Source organism: Pseudomonas sp. NPDC007930 (assembly GCF_042958985.1).
In the GTDB taxonomy this organism is placed as follows: domain Bacteria; phylum Pseudomonadota; class Gammaproteobacteria; order Pseudomonadales; family Pseudomonadaceae; genus Aquipseudomonas.
The window spans coordinates 213,160-230,661 of the sequence record NZ_JBIBKC010000003.1 but is presented as its reverse complement, the minus strand read 5'-3'; the positions used below and the strand labels follow the sequence as shown (position 1 = coordinate 230,661).

Sequence of the window (17,502 nt, the reverse complement as noted above, 5' to 3'; positions counted from 1 at the left end):
CTGCTATGATTGCCGGCATTTTCCGCCGATGCCTTCAACGAGCCTTGTCATGAGCCTTGAAAAGACCAATCAGTCCTGGGGCGGCCGCTTCAGCGAGCCCGTCGACGCCTTCGTCGCCCGCTTCACCGCCTCGGTCAGCTTCGACCAGCGCCTGTACCGCCATGACATCATGGGCTCGATCGCCCACGCCACCATGCTGGCCAAGGTCGGCGTGCTCAGCGATGCCGAGCGCGACAGTATCATCGATGGCCTGAAGACCATCCAGGGCGAGATCGAAGCCGGCCAGTTCGACTGGCGCGTCGACCTCGAAGACGTGCACATGAACATCGAGGCACGGCTGACCGACCGCATCGGCGTGACCGGTAAAAAACTGCACACCGGGCGCAGCCGCAACGACCAGGTCGCCACCGACATCCGCCTGTGGCTGCGCGATGAAATCGACCTGATCCTCGGCGAAATCACCCGCCTGCAAAAGGGCCTGCTGGAACTGGCCGAGCGTGAAGCGGGCACCATCATGCCGGGCTTCACCCACCTGCAAACCGCCCAGCCGGTGACCTTCGGCCACCACTTGCTGGCCTGGTTCGAAATGCTCAGCCGCGACCACGAGCGCCTGGTCGACTGCCGCAAGCGCACCAACCGCATGCCCCTGGGCAGCGCCGCGCTGGCCGGCACCACCTACCCGATCGACCGCGAAATCACCTGCGAACTGCTCGGCTTCGAGGCCGTGGGCGGCAACTCGCTCGACAGCGTTTCGGACCGCGACTTCGCCATTGAATTCTGCGCCGCCGCCAGCCTGGCGATGATGCACCTGTCGCGCTTTTCCGAAGAACTGGTGCTGTGGACCAGCGCGCAGTTCCAGTTCATCGACCTGCCCGACCGCTTCTGCACCGGCAGCTCGATCATGCCGCAAAAGAAAAACCCCGACGTGCCCGAGCTGGTACGCGGCAAAAGCGGCCGGGTGTTCGGCGCGCTGATGGGCCTGCTGACCTTGATGAAAGGCCAGCCGCTGGCCTACAACAAAGACAACCAGGAAGACAAAGAGCCGCTGTTCGATGCCGCCGACACCCTGCGCGACTCGCTGCGGGCCTTCGCCGACATGGTCCCGGCCATCCAGCCGCGCCGCGAGAGCATGCGCGAAGCCGCCCTGCGCGGCTTCTCCACCGCCACGGACCTGGCCGACTACCTGGTGCGCAAGGGCCTGCCGTTCCGTGATTGCCACGAAATCGTCGGCCACGCGGTCGGCTACGGGGTCAAGAGCGGCAAGGACCTGGCCGAGATGAGCCTGGCCGAACTGCGCCAGTTCAGCGATCAGATCGGCGACGATGTCTACCAAGTGCTCACGCTCGAAGGTTCGGTCAACGCCCGTGACCACATCGGCGGCACGGCCCCGGCACAGGTCCAGGCAGCGGTGATCCGCGGCCAGGCTTTGCTGGCGGCGCGCAACGCCTGAGCCCTGGCCGGGGCCCCGCGCCCCGGCCTTTTGCCCCCCTTTTGGAGAAGCCGCCATGGCCACTGAATTACCCGAAGACGACGAAGCCTTCGCCGAATCGACCCTGACCCAGGCCATCGAGAACCAAATCGAAAGCGGCGAGCCCGCCGCCGCGCTGGCGGTGTTCAACAAGCTCACGCTGGTCAACTACGAGCGCGAAGACATCATCAACATGATGGCCCACGTGCTGGCGATGGAAATCGACGCCATGCTCGACGCCGACCGCCCGTTCGACGGCGCCTGGTACGAAGCCGCCTTGCGCGCCCTGCCCGAGCTGCCCGAAGAACGCTGAAAATTTGGCTACACTGGTCGTGGCGACAACAACAATATCAGGAGCCGCCATGACGCTTGCCCCAGAACTGCTTGCCGAATTCGAAATCCTCTCCCTGTATAACCTGGCCAATACCCAGGAAGGCCTGAAGGTGCACCAGGCCGCCGGTAGCCACGCCATCGCCGCCGCCCGGCGCCTGCATGCCAAGGGCCTGATCAGCCAGCCCGATGGCGGTTACCTGACCTCCCTGGGCCTGGAAGCCGCCGAACATGCCCAGGGCCTGCTGACCATTCTCGGCCAGCGCCAGGCCGCCTGACCTTCCCGCCTCAACCTCCGGGGCAGCCTGCCGATAACGCTCTGTAGCCACCGTTTCGGCACCGGCCGCCCCTGAGTTGACCATGACCCGCACTGATCACATTCGCCCTGACCTGGACGACGGCATCGACCGCAAGGTGCTGGGGCAACTGCGCGCGCGTTTTCTCAAGGTCACCCAGGCCCGCATCGAGCGCGCCTGCGAGGGGTTTTCCAGCCGCCAGCGGCAGGTGCTCACGCTGCTGCCGTTGCTGTTTCATGTGAACCACCCGCTGCTGCCCGGCTACGTGTCGGGCTTCACCCCCGCGGGCATCAGCGGCTACGAGCCCGATGAGGCGCTGCTCGCCGAGGCCCAGCGGCTGACCCGCTCGTTCATCTATAAGCACCGGCGCAACGCACCCACGCCGATCCTTGGCCTGTACCTGATGGGCAGCCTTGGCACCCTGGCGCAAGACGAACACAGCGACATGGACATGTGGGTGTGCCACAGCTCCGACCTCGACGCCCACCAGCGCATGGAGCTGGAAAAAAAGTGCCGGCTGCTCGAAGCCTGGGCCGAAACCCAGGGCGCCGAGGCGCACTTTTTCCTGATCGACTGCGAACGCTTCGTCAACCAGGAGCGGGAAAACCAGCTCAGCGCCGACGACAGCGGCAGCACCCAGCACTTTTTACTGCTCGATGAGTTCTACCGCACCGCGCTGTGGCTGGCCGGGCGCATCCCGCTGTGGTGGATGGTGCCGGCCGAGCAGGAGCAGAACTACCTGCACTTCAGCCAAACCCTACTCGGCAAGCGCTTCGTGCGCGAGGACGAAGTGCTCGACCTCGGCCACCTGGCGCACATCCCGCCCGGCGAGTTCATCGGTGCCGGCCTGTGGCAGCTGTACAAGGGCATCGAGTCGCCGTTCAAGTCGGTGATCAAGCTGCTGTTGATCGAGGTATACGCCGCCCAACACCCCCAGGTGGAATGCTTGAGCGTGCAGTTCAAGGAGGCGATCTACGCCAACCGCCTGGCCCTGGACGATCTTGACCCGTACCTGATGGTGTACCGGCGGATCGAGGCCTACCTGCAAGGCATTGGTGACCTCGAGCGCCTAGAGCTGGTGCGCCGGGCCTTTTACCTGAAGGTCAACAAGCGCATGAGCGGCCCGCCCCGCGGCCGCCATCAGGGCTGGCAGCGGCCGCTGATGGAAAAACTGGTGGCCGAATGGGGCTGGGACGAGCGCCAGTTGGCGGTGCTCGACAGCCGCGCCTTCTGGAAGGTGCGGCAGGTCAGCCTGGAGCGCCAGGCGCTGGTGGGCGCGCTGAACCAAAGCTACCGCTTCATCGGTAATTTTTCGCGCCAGCAGGCGGCGACCAGCGCCGCCAGCCGCACCGACCTGAACATCCTCGGGCGCCGCCTGTACGCCGCCTTCGAGCGCCGCGCCGGCAAGCTCGAGCTGATCAACCCGGGCATCGCCCCGGATTTGTCCGAAGACACCCTCACCCTGGTGCAAGCGCCCAACCGCCGCGAGCCGGGGCAGGTGCAATGGGGGCTGTTCCACGGCAACCTCAACGTGCTGGAGTGGGAGCACTTCGCCCCGTTCAAGCGCAGCCATTCGCTGATCGACCTGCTCGCCTGGGGCCACCGCAATGGCGTGATCGACGCCGCCACACGCCTGGCGCTGCACCCGGGGCAAAGCGATGTGACCGAGTTCGAGCTGTTCAACCTGCTCGGCGCCCTGCAGCAGGCGGTGCCGCTGCCGATGCCGCCGGTGGCCCAGGAGCGCTGGCTGCAACCGGCGGTGGCCACCGAGGTGTTGCTGCTGGTGAACGTGGGCGTAGACCCGCTCAAGCACCACCGCGACCTGAATATCCTGATGACCACCTCGCGTACCGATTCGCTGAGCTACGCCGGTGCCCGTGACAACCTGGTGCTGACCCTGGACCAGGTCACGGTGAACAGCTGGAACGAAGTCAGCGTGAACCGCTTTGACGGCCGCTACGCCCTGCTCGACTGCCTGCGCGACCTGCTCAACAGCCTGCCCGAAGGCCGCCCGTGGCCACGCATCAGCGTGCGCTGCTTTTGCCACAACCGTGCCCAGGCGATCGCCGCGCGGGTGGTGGAGCTGCTCGAAACCGCGCAAACCCTGCTGGCGCGCAACCTCGGCCACCGCTACCTGATCCAGGTACAAGAGCAATACCACGTGCTCGACCTCGCCCCCGGCCAGGTGCGGCACTTCCCGCTGCCCAGCCAGCAGGTGCTGCTGGATTACCTGTCACGCCCGCTGAAGCGCTACAGCCCGCTGCACATGGACCCCAAGGCCCTGCAGGAGCACGACCTGGCGCTGATCCTGCCGCATGCGCACCCCAACTGCGTGCAGGTGTTCCATGCGGTGATGGGTGACGAAGCCCAAGTTTACGTGCTCGATGAGTTCAATACGCTGTGGCGCCAGCGCCAGGCGTTCTTCGACGAACCCAGCCTGCTGGCGCCGCTGCGGCGCTTTCTGACCCGCATCGCCGACCGCCGCGCCACCCAGCTGAGCCTGCGCGAGCCGCAGCAACTGGAGACGATTTTCTACCGGCTGAACACCCCACAGGGTTCACGCCTGCGCCAGGTCGAGCGCCTGGAGCCCAGCAGCGCGGTGAACGAAGGGTTTTACGAGGTACAGGCGATCCTGTTCAAAAGCACCTCGCAGCAAACCCGCGTGGTGCTGTATTGCAACCAGCGCGAGTTCAACGAACTGGAGCACGGCGAGGCGTTGTACCGAGTGGTCGCCGAGGAGATTCTCAGCCAGCGCAGCGGCGGCGAGCGCTACCACTGCTACATCACCGACCTCGACCTGTCGGCCCTTGGCAATGAACAAACGCTGTCGAGCAACGTTTACCTGCGCTACAAGGCAGACCTGGAGCAGGCGATCAACCAGGCGCTGGCGCAGCACTGAGGGGGTTCACGGGGGGAGGAAGCGGTACGGCTTCAGGGCCCTTCGCCGATCGCCGCGCGGCGGGCCTGCGCCAGGGCGCGGATCTCGCGGCGGCGCTCGTCGCTGGCGGCGCGCCACTCGCGGATGTGCTCCACGTGGCGCAGGCAGCCCAGGCAGTAACGGTCTTCGTCGAGCTTGCACAGGCTCACGCAGGGCGACTGCACCGCCGGGCTGACGTTACTGTACAGCGGCTTGGGGCTGGCCATCAGAGCTCATCGAACTCCAGCTCGGCGCCGCCCTGCTCGGCAACGATGCGCACCAGCATTTCATTGAGCAGTTCGTCGGTGGAGTCGCACATCCACTTGCCCGAGTCGGCGTCGTAGTCGAAGTGGAAGCCCCCGGAACGGGCGGCCAGCCACAGTTGGCGCAGGGCTGGCTGGCGGCTGAAGATCAGTTGGCTGCCGTTTTCGAAGCGCAAGGTCAGCACACCGCCGGCGTTTTCCATGTCTACGTCCAGGTCGCTGTCGTCGAAAATGTCTTCCAGGCCCTGTTGGGTCGCATCGACCAGGTCATGGAAGCGGGCTTCGCTCAAACTCATGTGTCCACCTCGGTAATTGGCGCAAGCGCGGCAATGTACGAGCCATGCTGGCCGATTGCAAACACTCACGTTCGGGCGCCGCTGAGCGGGCGCCCATTTATTAGGCATTGGCGCGGGGCGCCGGTATACTCGGGCGCAATTGCCGGTTTATACAAAGGATTCCACATGAAGCGCCTGATCGCCTCATTCGCTGCCCTGCTCGCCGTTGCCTGCCTGCTGTCCGCCTGTGGCCAAAAAGGCCCGCTGTTCCTTCCCGACGATAGCAAAGGCCCGAACAGCGCGCCGGGTTCGCACACGCATCAGCAGTCTTCCTGAGGGGCGCGCCATGAACGCATTCACTCCCCGCGGCGGCCAGCTGTTCGCGGAAGGCGTCGCGCTTTCCGCCGTTGCCGAACGCTTCGGTACCCCCACCTACGTGTACTCGCGCGCCCACATCGAGCACCAGTACCGCAGCTACACCGCCGCCCTGGCCGGCATGGAGCACCTGGTGTGCTTCGCGGTCAAGGCCAACTCCAACCTGGGCGTGCTGAACGTGCTGGCGCGCCTGGGCGCGGGCTTCGACATCGTGTCTGGCGGTGAGCTGGAGCGGGTACTGGCCGCCGGCGGCCGCGCCGACCGCGTGGTGTTCTCCGGCGTTGGCAAAACCCGCGAAGACATGCGCCGCGCGCTGGAAGTGGGCGTGCACTGCTTCAACGTCGAATCGGCCAACGAGCTTGAGCGCCTGCAGCAAGTGGCCGCCGAAATGGGCGTGCGCGCCCCGGTGTCGCTGCGGGTGAACCCCGACGTAGACGCCGGCACCCACCCGTACATCTCCACGGGCCTGAAAGAAAACAAATTCGGCATCTCGATCGACGACGCCGAAGACGTGTACGTGCGCGCCGCGCACCTGCCCAACCTCGAGATCATCGGGGTCGACTGCCACATCGGCTCGCAGCTCACCAGCCTGGCGCCATTCATCGACGCGCTGGACCGCCTGCTGTTGCTGGTCGACCGCCTGGCCGCTTGCGGCATCCACCTCAAGCATCTCGACCTGGGCGGTGGCCTCGGCGTGCGCTATCGCGACGAGCAGCCGCCGCTGGCCGGTGATTACATCCAGGCCATCCGCCAGCGCCTCGAAGGCCGCGACCTGGCCCTGGTGTTCGAGCCGGGCCGCTACATCGTCGCCAATGCCGGCGTGTTGCTGACCAAGGTCGAGTACCTCAAGCACACCGAGCACAAGAACTTCGCCATCGTCGACGCCGCCATGAACGACCTGATCCGCCCGGCCCTGTACCAGGCCTGGATGAACGTCAGCGCGGTCACCCCGCGCCAGGGCGAGGCCAGTGCCTACGACATCGTCGGGCCGATTTGCGAAACCGGCGATTTCCTCGCCAAGGACCGCGCCCTGGTGCTGGAAGAAGGCGACCTGCTGGCCGTGCATTCGGCCGGTGCCTATGGCTTTGTGATGAGCTCGAACTACAACACCCGCGGCCGCTGCGCCGAGGTGCTGGTCGACGGCGAGCAAGCCTTTGAAGTGCGCCGCCGTGAAACCGTGGCTGAACTGTACGCCGGCGAAAGCCTGTTGCCGGAGTAAACCGATGCTGCTGCGTTTTACCAAGATGCACGGCCTGGGCAACGACTTCATGGTGCTGGACCTCGTCAGCCAGCACGCCCACGTCACGCCCAAGCACGCACGCCAGTGGGGCGACCGCAACACCGGTGTGGGCTTTGACCAGTTGCTGCTGGTCGAGGCGCCGACCAACCCGGAAGTCGACTTCCGCTACCGCATCTTCAACTCCGACGGTTCGGAAGTTGAACAATGCGGCAACGGCGCGCGCTGCTTCGCCCGTTTCGTGCTCGACAAACGCCTGACCGCGAAAAAACAGATCCGCGTCGAAACCAAAGGCGGGATCATCGAACTGCACATTCGCAACGACGGCCAGGTGCGGGTGAACATGGGCCCGCCACGCTTCGTGCCGGAACAGATCCCGTTCCAGGCGCCGGAGCAGGCGCTGGTGTACACGCTGGACGTCAACGGCCAAGCCGTCGAGATCGCCGCGCTGTCGATGGGCAACCCCCACGCCGTGACCCGGGTCGATGACGTCGGCAGCGCGCCCGTGCGCGAGTTGGGCCCTCTCATCGAACACCACCCACGCTTCCCGCAGCGGGTGAACGCCGGCTTCCTGCAGGTGCTCGACCGCCAGCGCGGCAAGCTGCGGGTGTGGGAACGTGGCGCCGGCGAAACCCAGGCCTGCGGTACCGGCGCGTGCGCCGCGGCGGTCGCGGCCATCGCCCAGGGCTGGATGGATTCGCCGGTGGAGCTCGAGCTGCCCGGCGGCACCCTCACCCTGGAGTGGGCCGGCCCCGACCAGCCGGTGATGATGACAGGCCCCGCGACGCGGGTTTTCGAAGGCCAGGTACGTCTGTGAGCGAGAACACCCCATGACCAACAAGCCCCGAGTATCCGCACGCCAGAACACTGAAGATGGCCCGCCGCCGACACTGGGGGCCGAAGCGGTCGAGCAGTACCTCGCCGAACACCCGGAGTTCTTCGCCGGGCGCGAGGAGCTGCTGGGGCAGATGCGCATCCCGCACCAGCGTGGCGACACCGTCTCGCTGGTCGAACACCAGCTCAAGCTGCTGCGTGAGCGCAACGGCGACCTGCGCACCCGCCTCACCCACCTGATGGATGTGGCCCGCGACAACGACCGGTTGTTTGGCAAAACCCGCCGGCTGATCCTCGCCCTGCTCGACGCCACCAGCCTCGAGGAAGTGGTCATCGGCGTTGACGACAGCCTGCGCCAGGACTTCAAAGTCCCGTTCGTGAGCCTGATCCTGTTCAGCGACAGCCCCACCGCGGTCGGCCGCTCGATGCCGCTGGCCGAAGCGCAGCAATCGATCGGCAGCCTGCTGGGCGAAGGCAAGGCCGTGAGCGGCACCCTGCGGGATCACGAACTGGCATTCATCTTCGGCGAAGCCGCGCACAAAGAGGTGGCGTCCACCGCCCTGGTGCCGTTGATGCACCACGGCCTGCACGGCGTGCTGGCCATCGGCAGCCACGACCCACACCACTACAAAAGCGCGGTCGGCACGCTGTTTCTGAGCTACATCGGCGAAGTGCTCGGCCGGGTGATCCCCCGCTTCACGCCCAGCCTGCGCTCGGTTCGCTGAGCATGCAGGCCTGGCTCGACGGCTACTGCGCGCACCTGCGCAGCGAGCGCCAGGCCTCGGCCCACACCGAAGCCGCCTACCGCCGCGACCTGGCCAAGCTGATCGAGCACTGCGCCGCGGTGCAGGTCAGCCAATGGGAGCAGCTGACCACCGCCCACCTGCGGCGCATCGTTGCCCGCCTGCACCAACATGGGCAAGCGCCCCGCAGCCTGGCGCGGCTACTCTCCGCTGCCCGCGGGCTGTACCGCTGGGCCCACCGTGAAGGGCTGTGCACGCACAACCCGGCAGTGGGCCTGAGCGCGCCCAAGGGCGAGCGCAAGTTGCCGCGGGTGCTCGACACCGACCGTGCCCAGCAACTGCTCGACGGCGCCGTGGAGAACAGCTTCCACGCCCGCCGCAACCAGGCCATCCTCGAGTTGTTCTACTCCTGCGGCATGCGCCTGGCCGAGCTGTGCAGCCTTGACCTGGACCACCTCGACCTGCCCGCCGGGCTGGTGCAGGTCACCGGCAAGGGTAACAAGCAGCGCGTGCTGCCGGTGGGCCGCAAGGCCCGCGAGGCCCTGCAACAGTGGCTGCGCGAGCGCGGCGCCGGCAACCCCAAGGGCCGCGCGCTGTTCATCAGCCTGCGCGGCGAGCGGCTGGGCCCGCGGGCGGTGCAGGTGGTGATGGCCAAGGCCGGCGCCCAGGAGCTGGGCCAGCACCTGCACCCGCATATGCTCCGCCATTCGTTCGCCAGCCACCTGCTGGAGTCGTCACAAGACCTGCGCGCCGTGCAAGAACTGCTCGGCCACGCCGACATCTCCACCACGCAAATCTATACCCACCTGGATTTCCAGCACCTGGCCAACGTGTACGACCAGGCGCACCCCCGCGCACGCCGCAACAAGGAGCCGGAACAGTGAGCATTGAGCTGGTCACCTTCGACCTCGACGACACCCTGTGGGACACCGCCCCGGTGATCGCCAACGCCGAGATCGTGTTGCGCGAATGGCTGGCGGCCCATGCGCCGAAGATCGGCCCGTTCCCGCCCGAGGCGCTGTTCGCCATCCGCCAGCGCCTGGTGGAGGCGGAGCCCGCGCTCAAGCATCGCATCAGCGAGCTGCGCCGGCGGGTGCTGTTCCATGGCTTGCATGAGGCGGGGTACGCCGAAGCCGAGGCCCAGGACCTGGCCGAGCGCAGCTTTGAGGTCTTCCTGCACGCGCGGCACCAGGTGGACTTCTTTCCGGAAGTGCACCCTACGCTGGAGCTGCTGGCCCAGCGTTACCGGCTGGGCGCGGTCACCAACGGCAACGCCGACGTGCGCCGGCTGGGCGTGGCGGATTACTTCAGCTTTGCCCTGAGCGCCGAAGACGTGGGTATCGGCAAGCCAGACCCTCGCCCCTTCGAGGAGGCGCTACGGCGGGCCGGCACGGTCGCGGCCAAGGCCGTGCACGTGGGCGACCACCCCAACGACGACATCGCCGGCGCCCTGCGGGCCGGCCTGCGCGCGGTGTGGTACAACCCCCGGCACACCCCTTGGGAAGGCGGCGCGGCGCCCCACGCGCAAATCAGCAGCCTGGCGCAATTGCCCGCGCTGCTGCGGCAGTGGGAAGGCGCCTGACAAGAAAAAGCCCGCAGCGACGACGGGCTGTTTCCTGCGCCGGCCAGCCCTTCAGATAGGGCGGCTGCCGTACTTGTTGTCAGGCTTCTTGGGCGGGTCGGCCACCACGTTCGCCTCCACTTCCTGGATCTTGCCGCCACGCGAGAGGAACTCTTCCATGGCCCGGGCCAGGGCATCGCGTTCCTTCTGCTTGGCTTCCAGGCTGGGCATCTCGTCGACCGTGACCGCCGCCTTCTTGCCTTTGCCCGAGGACGCCGGAGCATCGCCGTCGTCGCTGCTGTCGTCAGCCGCTACGTCTTCGGCGCCTGCTTCCAGGCTTTCTTCGGTGTCTTCTTCATCGCCTACTTCGAGGTCGTCTTGTTCCAGATCATCGTCGCTCATTGTCTTACCTCATGACTCGCCAAAGCAGAGTATTTATAGACCAGGCACGCTTGAGATAAAGCCTGCCAGAAAAAATTCATCGCCCGCCATGCCAGCGGTCACCCAGCCTCGCCCCAGAGCGTGGCCACTACCCGGCGGGCGCCGCCGTGGTCGCGGTGCTCGCCCAGGTAAATGCCCTGCCAGGTGCCCAGGGCCAGCCGCCCGGCGTTCACCGGCACGGTGAGCTCACAGCCCAGCAGGCTGGCCTTGAAGTGCGCCGGGAGGTCGTCGTCGCCTTCGTCGTTGTGCTCGAAGCCCGCCTGCCCCTGTGGCACCAGGCGGTTGAAGAACCGCTCGAAGTCACGGCGCACGGCCGGGTCGGCGTTTTCATTGACCGACAGCGACGCCGAGGTGTGTTGCAGGCACAGGTGCAACAGGCCCACCCGGCAGCCACGCAACGGCGCCAAGGCCGCCAGGAGCTCGTCGGTCACCAGGTGAAACCCGCGCGGGCGGGGCTTCAAGGTAATCGTCGTTTGCTGCCACATGGCGTTCTCCCGTTCTTGGGGCGCATTCTAGCGCGCTCCAGAAAAAAGCAAAGTGGTTGATCTCACGGCGAAAAATCTTACGTTTTGCAGGGGTTTGATAATCCCGGCCCCGCTGGCACGGCACTTTGCGGCATGGCCGCTTCATGCACTGACAAAACGCGGATAAAAAAATGCCCGGCAAGCCGGGCATTTTTCGCGAGTGGACGATTACAGGTTGTAACCGCGCTCGTTGTGTTGTGCCAGGTCGAGGCCGACTGCTTCTTCTTCCTCGGTTACACGCAGGCCCATGACCATGTCGAGGACCTTGAGGATGATGAACGTCGCGACCGCGGTGTAGATCACGGTGAAGCCCACGCCTTTGGCCTGGACCCACAGTTGCGCGCCGATGTCGGTCACGGTGCCGAAGCCACCCAGCGAAGGCGCGGCGAACACGCCAGTCAGCAGGGCGCCGATGATGCCGCCGATGCCGTGCACGCCGAAGGCGTCGAGGGAGTCGTCGTAGCCCAGCTTGCGCTTGAGGCTGGTGGCGCAGAAGAAGCACACCACGCCAGCGGCGAGGCCGATGATCAGCGAGCCCATCGGGCCAACGGTACCGGCGGCCGGGGTGATGGCCACCAGGCCAGCGACCACGCCCGAGGCGATGCCCAGCGCGCTTGGCTTACCGTGAGTGATCCACTCAGCGAACATCCAGCCCAGGGCGGCGGCGGCGGTGGCGATCTGGGTGACCAGCATGGCCATGCCGGCGGTGCCGTTGGCGGCGGCCGCGGAGCCGGCGTTGAAGCCGAACCAGCCTACCCACAGCATGGCGGCGCCGACCAGGGTGTAACCCAGGTTGTGCGGGGCCATCGGGGTGGTGGGGTAGCCTTTGCGCTTGCCCAGTACCAGGCAGGCGATCAGGCCAGCGATACCGGCGTTGATGTGCACCACGGTGCCACCGGCGAAGTCGAGCACGCCCCAGTCCCACAGCAGGCCGCCGTTACCGCTCCAGACCATGTGGGCGATCGGTGCGTACACCAGGGTGAACCACACGCCCATGAACACCAGCATGGCGGAGAACTTCATGCGCTCGGCGAAAGCGCCGACGATCAGCGCCGGGGTGATGATGGCGAAGGTCATCTGGAAGGTGACGAACACCGCTTCCGGGAACAGCGCGGCCGGGCCGGTGATGCTCGCGGGGGTAACGCCCGCCAGGAAGGCCTTGGCCATGCCACCGACGAAGGAGTTGAAGTTGATCACCCCTTGTTCCATGCCGGTGGTGTCGAAGGCCATCGAGTAGCCGTACACGAACCACAGGATCGAGATCAGGCCGGTGATCGCAAAGCATTGCATCATCACCGACAGGATGTTCTTGGAGCGCACCATACCGCCGTAAAACAATGCGAGGCCCGGGATGGTCATGAACAGCACGAGGGCGGTGGAAGTCAACATCCAGGCGGTGTCGCCGGAGTTGAGGACCGGGGCCGCGGCCTCGTCGGCCATGGCCAGGCCTGGCATTACGAGGGACAACAGGGCTCCTAGCCCTGCGAATTGACGCAGAGTCATATTGTTTACTCCTGGGGCTTTTTAGTTGTGTGTCGGCTAGTTCGGCTTAGATCGCGTCGGTACCGATTTCACCGGTACGGATACGGATCGCCTGCTCCAGCGGCACCACGAAGATCTTGCCGTCACCGATCTTGCCGGTGTTGGCGGCCTTGCTGATGGCCTCGATCACCCGGTCGAGCTGATCGTCGCCAATGGCAACGTCGATCTTGACCTTGGGCAGGAAATCAACGACGTACTCAGCACCGCGGTACAGCTCGGTGTGGCCCTTCTGCCGACCGAAGCCCTTGACCTCGGTAACGGTAATGCCCTGCACGCCGATTTCGGACAGCGACTCGCGAACGTCATCCAGTTTGAATGGCTTGATGATGGCAGTGACTAGCTTCATGAAACTCTCTCCCGATTTGGTGGACTTGCCCCAGGAAAACAAACCCAGAACAAGTCTAAGCGCAGTGCCTGGCTTTGTAACGCGTCGCCGGTTTCTCTTCCTGAAACCGGCACCAGAGACCGCTCCTGACGAAACACTTCCCCGCTCCGCCTGCGCACTGCATTCGTCTCATGAGACTGCCTCAGTGCATGGGTCAATTGGCACTAAGCAGGTTTCTTGCCACATCGGTACATACCGCGATTTACATGCGCTTGCCGGCCCCTTTCGGCCCCCGTTTGAGCGCCGCGCCGCCGCGCTGCACAGCGCTGGTGCGCGGCGCCCCACAGCCATGCGCGAAAACGGTGCGCCGGCGGTCACCCGATGAATATAGCCCGCCCGTGATAAAGTGCAGGCTTTGCCCAGAGGAGCTTTGCCATGCTCGCCCCGAAAGATTTCATCGATGCCCTCGCCGGCCAGGCCGCGCGGTTGCTCGACGGTGCCGCCAGCGCCCCGCGCGGCGAAGCCGAAAGCCAGCTGCGCAGTGTGCTGCAGGCCGCCTTCGCCAAGCTGGAGTTGGTCAGCCGGGAAGAATTCGACAGCCAGATGGTGGTGCTGGCGCGCACCCGCGCCCGGGTCGAGGCACTGGAAACCCGCCTGGCCGAACTGGAAGCACGCCTCGACGGCGAACGCGGCTAGACGGCGCGTATCGGGCTTCATACACTCCCCCGGTAGCGAAGCGATCATGGGGTGATGGATGAACCGCAACGAATTGCGCAAGGCCGACATCAACCTGATGGTCGTGTTCGAAACCTTGATGCAGGAACGTAACGTCACCCGCGTGGCGGAGAAGCTGTTTCTCGGCCAGCCCACTGTCAGCGCCGCGCTCAACCGGCTGCGCACGCTGTTCAACGACCCATTGTTCGTGCGCGTGGGCCACCGCATGGAGCCCACCGCGCGGGCCGGCGAGATCATCAAGCACCTGTCGCCGGCGCTCGACGCAATGTCCATGGCGCTGAGCCTCTCGCAGGATTTCGACCCGCTGCAGAGCAGCATGACCTTCCGTATCGGTTTGTCGGACGACGTCGAATCCGGCCTGTTGCCACCGCTGCTGCGCGCGCTGCGCACCGAAGCGCCAAACGTGGTGGTGGTGGTGCAGCACGTGGATTACTGGCGCATCCCCGACCTGCTCGCCTCGGGCGAGATCACCGTGGGCATCAGCCAAACCCGCGGCCTGCCGGCCAATGCCAAGCGCAAGCTGCTGCGGCGCATGCACGCGCGGGTGCTGCGGGCAGACAAATCCGACACACCGCTGACCCTCGATGAATACTGCGCGCGGCCCCATGTGCTGGTGTCGCACACGGCCAACACCCGCGGCATCGCCGATGAATGGCTCGACGAGATCGGCCGCTCGCGCCATGTGGTGTTGTCGGTGCCGCAGTTCAGCTCGCTGCCGGCCATTCTCGCCGGCACCGACCTGCTCGCCGGCTGCCCAGACTACGCCGCCACGGCCATGCTCGGCTGGGGCAACCTGTATGCCGAAACGCTGCCGTTCGACACCCCGGCGCTGGAGTTGTCGATGGTCTGGCTGAGCATCACCGACAGCGACCCGGCCGAGCGCTGGTTGCGCGCGCGGCTCGAGCAGCACATGGGCGACCGCCAGCCGGTCAGCCCGCTCTGATCAACCGGCGCTGGCGCGCAGCAATACCTCTGGCGCCAACACCAGAGGGTTGGCGGCCTTGCCGTCGACCCGGCGCAACAACATTTGCAGGGCCAGGCGGCCCATGCGCTCGGCTGGCACACTGACGCTGGCCAGCGGCACCGGCAGCTCGGCGGCCCAGGGCAAATCGTTGTAGCCCACCAGCGCCAACTCACGCCCCAACAGCTGCCCCCGGGCCTGGGCCGCGCTGGCCACGCCGAGGGCGAGCAGGTCATCCAGGGCAAACACCGCGTCTACGCCCAAGCCCAGCAAACGCTCGCCCTGCTCGCGCCCGGCCTGGGCGCTGACCGCGCCGTGCACCACCTGCTCAGGCGCCAAGGGCACACCGGCCTGCTGGCACGCGGCGGCAAAGCCGCGCAGGGCATCCTGGCCCGGCGAGCTGTGCGCCGGCCCCGCCAGCACGCCCAGCCGCCGCCGGCCCTTGCGCAAAAAATGCTCCGCCACGGCGCGCCCGGCCGCTTCGTCGTCACAGCCGATGCCAGGCTGGCCAGGCTGCTGGCGGCCCACCAGCACGTAGGGCACGCGCTGCGCGGCCAACGTATCGAGCAGGCGGGTGTCACCGAGGTGGCAATCGCCCAGCACCAGCCCGGCCACTTGCCGCTGCAGGGCTTTTTCGGCGCGGTCGAGGCTGCGCCGCGGGTCGTCTTGGGTCGGGCAGGCGAACACGCTGTAGCCGGCGGCCTGGGCGGCATCCTCGATGCCCTCGAACAGCCGCGCGGCCAAAGGGTCTGCCAGGCGCGGCAGCAGCACGCCAACGTCGCGGCTGCGCTGGGTTTTCAGGCTCAGCGCCTGGGGGTTGGGCCGGTAGTTGAGCTCGCGGGCCAAGGCCCGCACCCTGCCGACCACCTCGGGCGAGGCCGCGCGGCCAGCCGCCTCGGGCGCGCCGTTGAGGATGCGCGACACCGTCGACACGTGCAGGCCGAGGGTCGCGGCCAGGGATTTCAGCGTTGGGCGTGGTTGCATGCCGGGGGCGTCCAAAAAAAACGCCGCATTTTCGCACGTTCGCCCCAGCCTGGCGCATACCTCGGATCAGAAAGCCGGCAAGATCGCCCCCTTGAAGGTGGTCTCGATGAACGCCTTCACCTCAGGGCTCTGATAGGCCTGCAACAATTGTTGCACCCAAGGCTGGCCCGCGTCGGCCCGGCGCACCGCGATGAGGCAGGCGTAGGGGCCATCGCCTTTTTCACTGAGGATGGCATCCCGGCTGGGGTTCAGGCCTGCCTTGAGGGCGTAGTCGGCATTCACCGCGCTCACCGCCAGGTCTGGCAGCGAGCGTGGCAACTGTGCGGCGTCCAGCTCAACGAATTCGAAGTGATGGGGGTTGGCGGTGATATCGATCGGCGTGGCATTCACACCCGCCTGCGGGTCGATGCCCTGGCGCAGAGTGAGCAGCCCGTTGGCCTGCAGCAGTAGCAACACCCGGCTTTCGTTGGCCGGGTCATTGGGGATGCCGACCTGGGCGCCATCAGGCACTTGGTCAAAGCGCTGGTAGCGTTGCGAGTAGAACGCGATCGGCCCGGTAAAGGTTTTGCCGATGCCCACCAGGTCATAGCCGCGGGCCTTGACCTGAGCATTGAAGAACGGCCGGTGCTGATAGCTGTTGGCGTCGAGGTCACCAGCGGCCAACGCGGCGTTGGGCTGGATGTAATCGGTGAATTCCACCACCTCCACGTCTAGCCCAAAACGGGCCTTGGCCACCTCGGCGACCTTTTCCATCACCTGAGCATGGGGCCCGCTGGTCACACCTACTTTCAGCGGCGCCGCGCCAGCCCAACCCGCCAGGCACACCAGCACTGCACAGATCCCGCCACGCCAGCCGTTCATCGCACTCAACCCGCTTCGCTGTAGAAAGCCGCCACCCTAGGGCGGCCCACGCGGCCTCGCAAATACGATCTCGGCATAGGGCTATAGCCGCCGGTGGCATGCATCTTGTTCCGTATCCACAGAAGATTGTTCAACAATCACGCCACGGAGCCACCCATGCCACCCGCCCCCCACAGCGGCCTCAGCCTGCCCGCCCAGGTCGCCAACGAACTGCGCGAGGCGATCATCGCCGGGCGCCTGCTGCCCGGCACCGCGCTGGCGGAAGTCGAACTCGCCGCGGCCTACAGCACCTCGCGCAACACCCTGCGCGAGGCCCTGCACCAGTTGAGCCGCGAAGGCCTGGCCAGCTATGTGCGCAATAAAGGCGTGGAAGTTCGGCGCTTGGGGGTGGCCGAGGTGCGCGACCTGTTCAAGGTGCGCCGCACCCTTGAGCTGCAAGCGCTGCGCAGTGGTGCGCCGCTGCGCGAAGAGCAAGCCGCGCGCATGGCCGATGCCATGGACGCCGCCGAGCTGGCCCAGGGCCGGGAAGACTGGCGCGCCTTCGGCACCCACAGCCTGCGCTTTCATCAGTGCATCGTCAGCTTGCTGGCCAGCCCGTTGTTCGACCAGTTTTTCGCCAACATCGCCGCCCAACTGCGCCTGGCTTTTGCCATGGCGCCGGATGAAGAACGCTTTCAGCGCCCCTGGGTGCAACGTGACCGCCACCTGCATGCCCTGCTCGGCGCCGAGCAACCCCATGAGGCCGCTTACGCGATGGCCAACTACCTTGATGATTCCGAACGCCTGCTGCTCGAGCTGCTCAGCACGCGCCCCTCACCCTGACCCCGGAG

Annotated in this window: 21 protein-coding genes; 13 read left to right on the top strand and 8 right to left on the bottom strand. The window is 66.2% G+C overall.

The annotated features are described in order from the left end of the window. Window positions 1-49: 49 nt before the first annotated feature. From argH to ACFZCE_RS08515, 4 genes are all read left to right on the top strand, one after another. On the top strand, window positions 50-1,450 hold the full coding sequence (argH, locus tag ACFZCE_RS08530; RefSeq protein ID WP_390937954.1) for an argininosuccinate lyase: 1,401 nt from the start codon (window positions 50-52) through the stop codon (window positions 1,448-1,450). A gap of 55 nt (window positions 1,451-1,505) precedes the next feature. Then, window positions 1,506-1,781 carry a hypothetical protein gene (locus tag ACFZCE_RS08525; protein WP_390937952.1) on the top strand — a complete coding sequence of 92 codons (276 nt, stop codon included), beginning with the start codon at window positions 1,506-1,508 and terminating at the stop codon, window positions 1,779-1,781. Window positions 1,782-1,830: 49 nt separating this feature from the next. Next, entirely contained in the window at window positions 1,831-2,076 is a 246-nt protein-coding gene (locus ACFZCE_RS08520; protein WP_390937950.1) for a TIGR02647 family protein, read from the top strand. Window positions 2,077-2,158: 82 nt separating this feature from the next. After that, window positions 2,159-4,993: a class I adenylate cyclase gene (locus tag ACFZCE_RS08515; RefSeq protein WP_390937948.1), complete on the top strand. Its 2,835-nt coding sequence runs from the start codon at window positions 2,159-2,161 to the stop codon at window positions 4,991-4,993. A 32-nt stretch (window positions 4,994-5,025) separates the two neighbouring features. Here ACFZCE_RS08515 and ACFZCE_RS08510 read toward each other — a convergent pair whose 3' ends face one another. Further along, entirely contained in the window at window positions 5,026-5,238 is a 213-nt protein-coding gene (locus tag ACFZCE_RS08510) for a DUF1289 domain-containing protein (RefSeq protein ID WP_390937946.1), read from the bottom strand. Further along, complete coding sequence (gene cyaY / locus ACFZCE_RS08505) at window positions 5,238-5,570, bottom strand: iron donor protein CyaY (protein WP_390937944.1); 333 nt, start codon at window positions 5,568-5,570, stop codon at window positions 5,238-5,240. Before cyaY ends, ACFZCE_RS08510 begins: the two co-directional genes overlap by 1 nt. Window positions 5,571-5,735: 165 nt before the next feature. Between cyaY and ACFZCE_RS08500 the strand changes: the two genes are divergently transcribed. Genes ACFZCE_RS08500 through ACFZCE_RS08475 form a run of 6 tightly spaced genes read left to right on the top strand, consistent with a single transcriptional unit; the run spans window position 5,736 to window position 10,320 of the window. Beyond that, window positions 5,736-5,885, top strand: coding sequence for a lipoprotein (locus ACFZCE_RS08500; protein ID WP_390937942.1), 150 nt, complete (start codon window positions 5,736-5,738; stop codon window positions 5,883-5,885). 10 nt (window positions 5,886-5,895) lie between these two features. After that, window positions 5,896-7,143, top strand: coding sequence for a diaminopimelate decarboxylase (gene lysA, locus ACFZCE_RS08495; RefSeq protein ID WP_390937940.1), 1,248 nt, complete (start codon window positions 5,896-5,898; stop codon window positions 7,141-7,143). A gap of 4 nt (window positions 7,144-7,147) precedes the next feature. Continuing rightward, the gene (dapF, locus tag ACFZCE_RS08490; protein WP_390937938.1) at window positions 7,148-7,978 is read left to right on the top strand and encodes a diaminopimelate epimerase; all 831 of its coding nucleotides are present in this window, start codon (window positions 7,148-7,150) and stop codon (window positions 7,976-7,978) included. 13 nt (window positions 7,979-7,991) lie between these two features. Then, complete coding sequence (locus ACFZCE_RS08485; RefSeq protein ID WP_390937936.1) at window positions 7,992-8,720, top strand: DUF484 family protein; 729 nt, start codon at window positions 7,992-7,994, stop codon at window positions 8,718-8,720. Between the two features lie 2 nt (window positions 8,721-8,722). After that, window positions 8,723-9,622, top strand: a complete 900-nt coding sequence (xerC, locus tag ACFZCE_RS08480; RefSeq protein ID WP_390937934.1) for a tyrosine recombinase XerC — start codon at window positions 8,723-8,725, stop codon at window positions 9,620-9,622. Further along, the gene (locus ACFZCE_RS08475; protein WP_390937932.1) at window positions 9,619-10,320 is read left to right on the top strand and encodes an HAD-IA family hydrolase; all 702 of its coding nucleotides are present in this window, start codon (window positions 9,619-9,621) and stop codon (window positions 10,318-10,320) included. The genes xerC and ACFZCE_RS08475 overlap by 4 nt, the downstream gene beginning before the upstream one ends. Window positions 10,321-10,371: 51 nt before the next feature. Here ACFZCE_RS08475 and sutA read toward each other — a convergent pair whose 3' ends face one another. From sutA to glnK, 4 genes are all read right to left on the bottom strand, one after another. Then, the gene (gene sutA / locus ACFZCE_RS08470) at window positions 10,372-10,701 is read right to left on the bottom strand and encodes a transcriptional regulator SutA (protein ID WP_390937930.1); all 330 of its coding nucleotides are present in this window, start codon (window positions 10,699-10,701) and stop codon (window positions 10,372-10,374) included. A 98-nt stretch (window positions 10,702-10,799) separates the two neighbouring features. Then, complete coding sequence (locus tag ACFZCE_RS08465; protein ID WP_390937928.1) at window positions 10,800-11,225, bottom strand: secondary thiamine-phosphate synthase enzyme YjbQ; 426 nt, start codon at window positions 11,223-11,225, stop codon at window positions 10,800-10,802. 207 nt (window positions 11,226-11,432) lie between these two features. Then, window positions 11,433-12,767: an ammonium transporter gene (locus ACFZCE_RS08460; protein WP_390937926.1), complete on the bottom strand. Its 1,335-nt coding sequence runs from the start codon at window positions 12,765-12,767 to the stop codon at window positions 11,433-11,435. 46 nt (window positions 12,768-12,813) lie between these two features. Next, window positions 12,814-13,152: a P-II family nitrogen regulator gene (glnK, locus tag ACFZCE_RS08455; protein WP_190421752.1), complete on the bottom strand. Its 339-nt coding sequence runs from the start codon at window positions 13,150-13,152 to the stop codon at window positions 12,814-12,816. A gap of 414 nt (window positions 13,153-13,566) precedes the next feature. Here glnK and ACFZCE_RS08450 point away from each other — a divergent pair, with 414 nt between their 5' ends. Together ACFZCE_RS08450 and ACFZCE_RS08445 are read left to right on the top strand one after the other, a co-directional pair. Continuing rightward, window positions 13,567-13,827 carry an accessory factor UbiK family protein gene (locus tag ACFZCE_RS08450; protein WP_390937923.1) on the top strand — a complete coding sequence of 87 codons (261 nt, stop codon included), beginning with the start codon at window positions 13,567-13,569 and terminating at the stop codon, window positions 13,825-13,827. Window positions 13,828-13,885: 58 nt separating this feature from the next. Continuing rightward, on the top strand, window positions 13,886-14,809 hold the full coding sequence (locus ACFZCE_RS08445; RefSeq protein WP_390937921.1) for a LysR substrate-binding domain-containing protein: 924 nt from the start codon (window positions 13,886-13,888) through the stop codon (window positions 14,807-14,809). Here ACFZCE_RS08445 and ACFZCE_RS08440 read toward each other — a convergent pair whose 3' ends face one another. Both ACFZCE_RS08440 and ACFZCE_RS08435 read right to left on the bottom strand, forming a co-directional pair. Next, window positions 14,810-15,811: a substrate-binding domain-containing protein gene (locus ACFZCE_RS08440; protein WP_390937919.1), complete on the bottom strand. Its 1,002-nt coding sequence runs from the start codon at window positions 15,809-15,811 to the stop codon at window positions 14,810-14,812. A gap of 66 nt (window positions 15,812-15,877) precedes the next feature. Continuing rightward, the gene (locus ACFZCE_RS08435; protein WP_390937917.1) at window positions 15,878-16,672 is read right to left on the bottom strand and encodes a MetQ/NlpA family ABC transporter substrate-binding protein; all 795 of its coding nucleotides are present in this window, start codon (window positions 16,670-16,672) and stop codon (window positions 15,878-15,880) included. 156 nt (window positions 16,673-16,828) lie between these two features. Here ACFZCE_RS08435 and ACFZCE_RS08430 point away from each other — a divergent pair, with 156 nt between their 5' ends. Continuing rightward, on the top strand, window positions 16,829-17,494 hold the full coding sequence (locus ACFZCE_RS08430; protein WP_390937915.1) for a GntR family transcriptional regulator: 666 nt from the start codon (window positions 16,829-16,831) through the stop codon (window positions 17,492-17,494). Window positions 17,495-17,502: the final 8 nt, after the last annotated feature.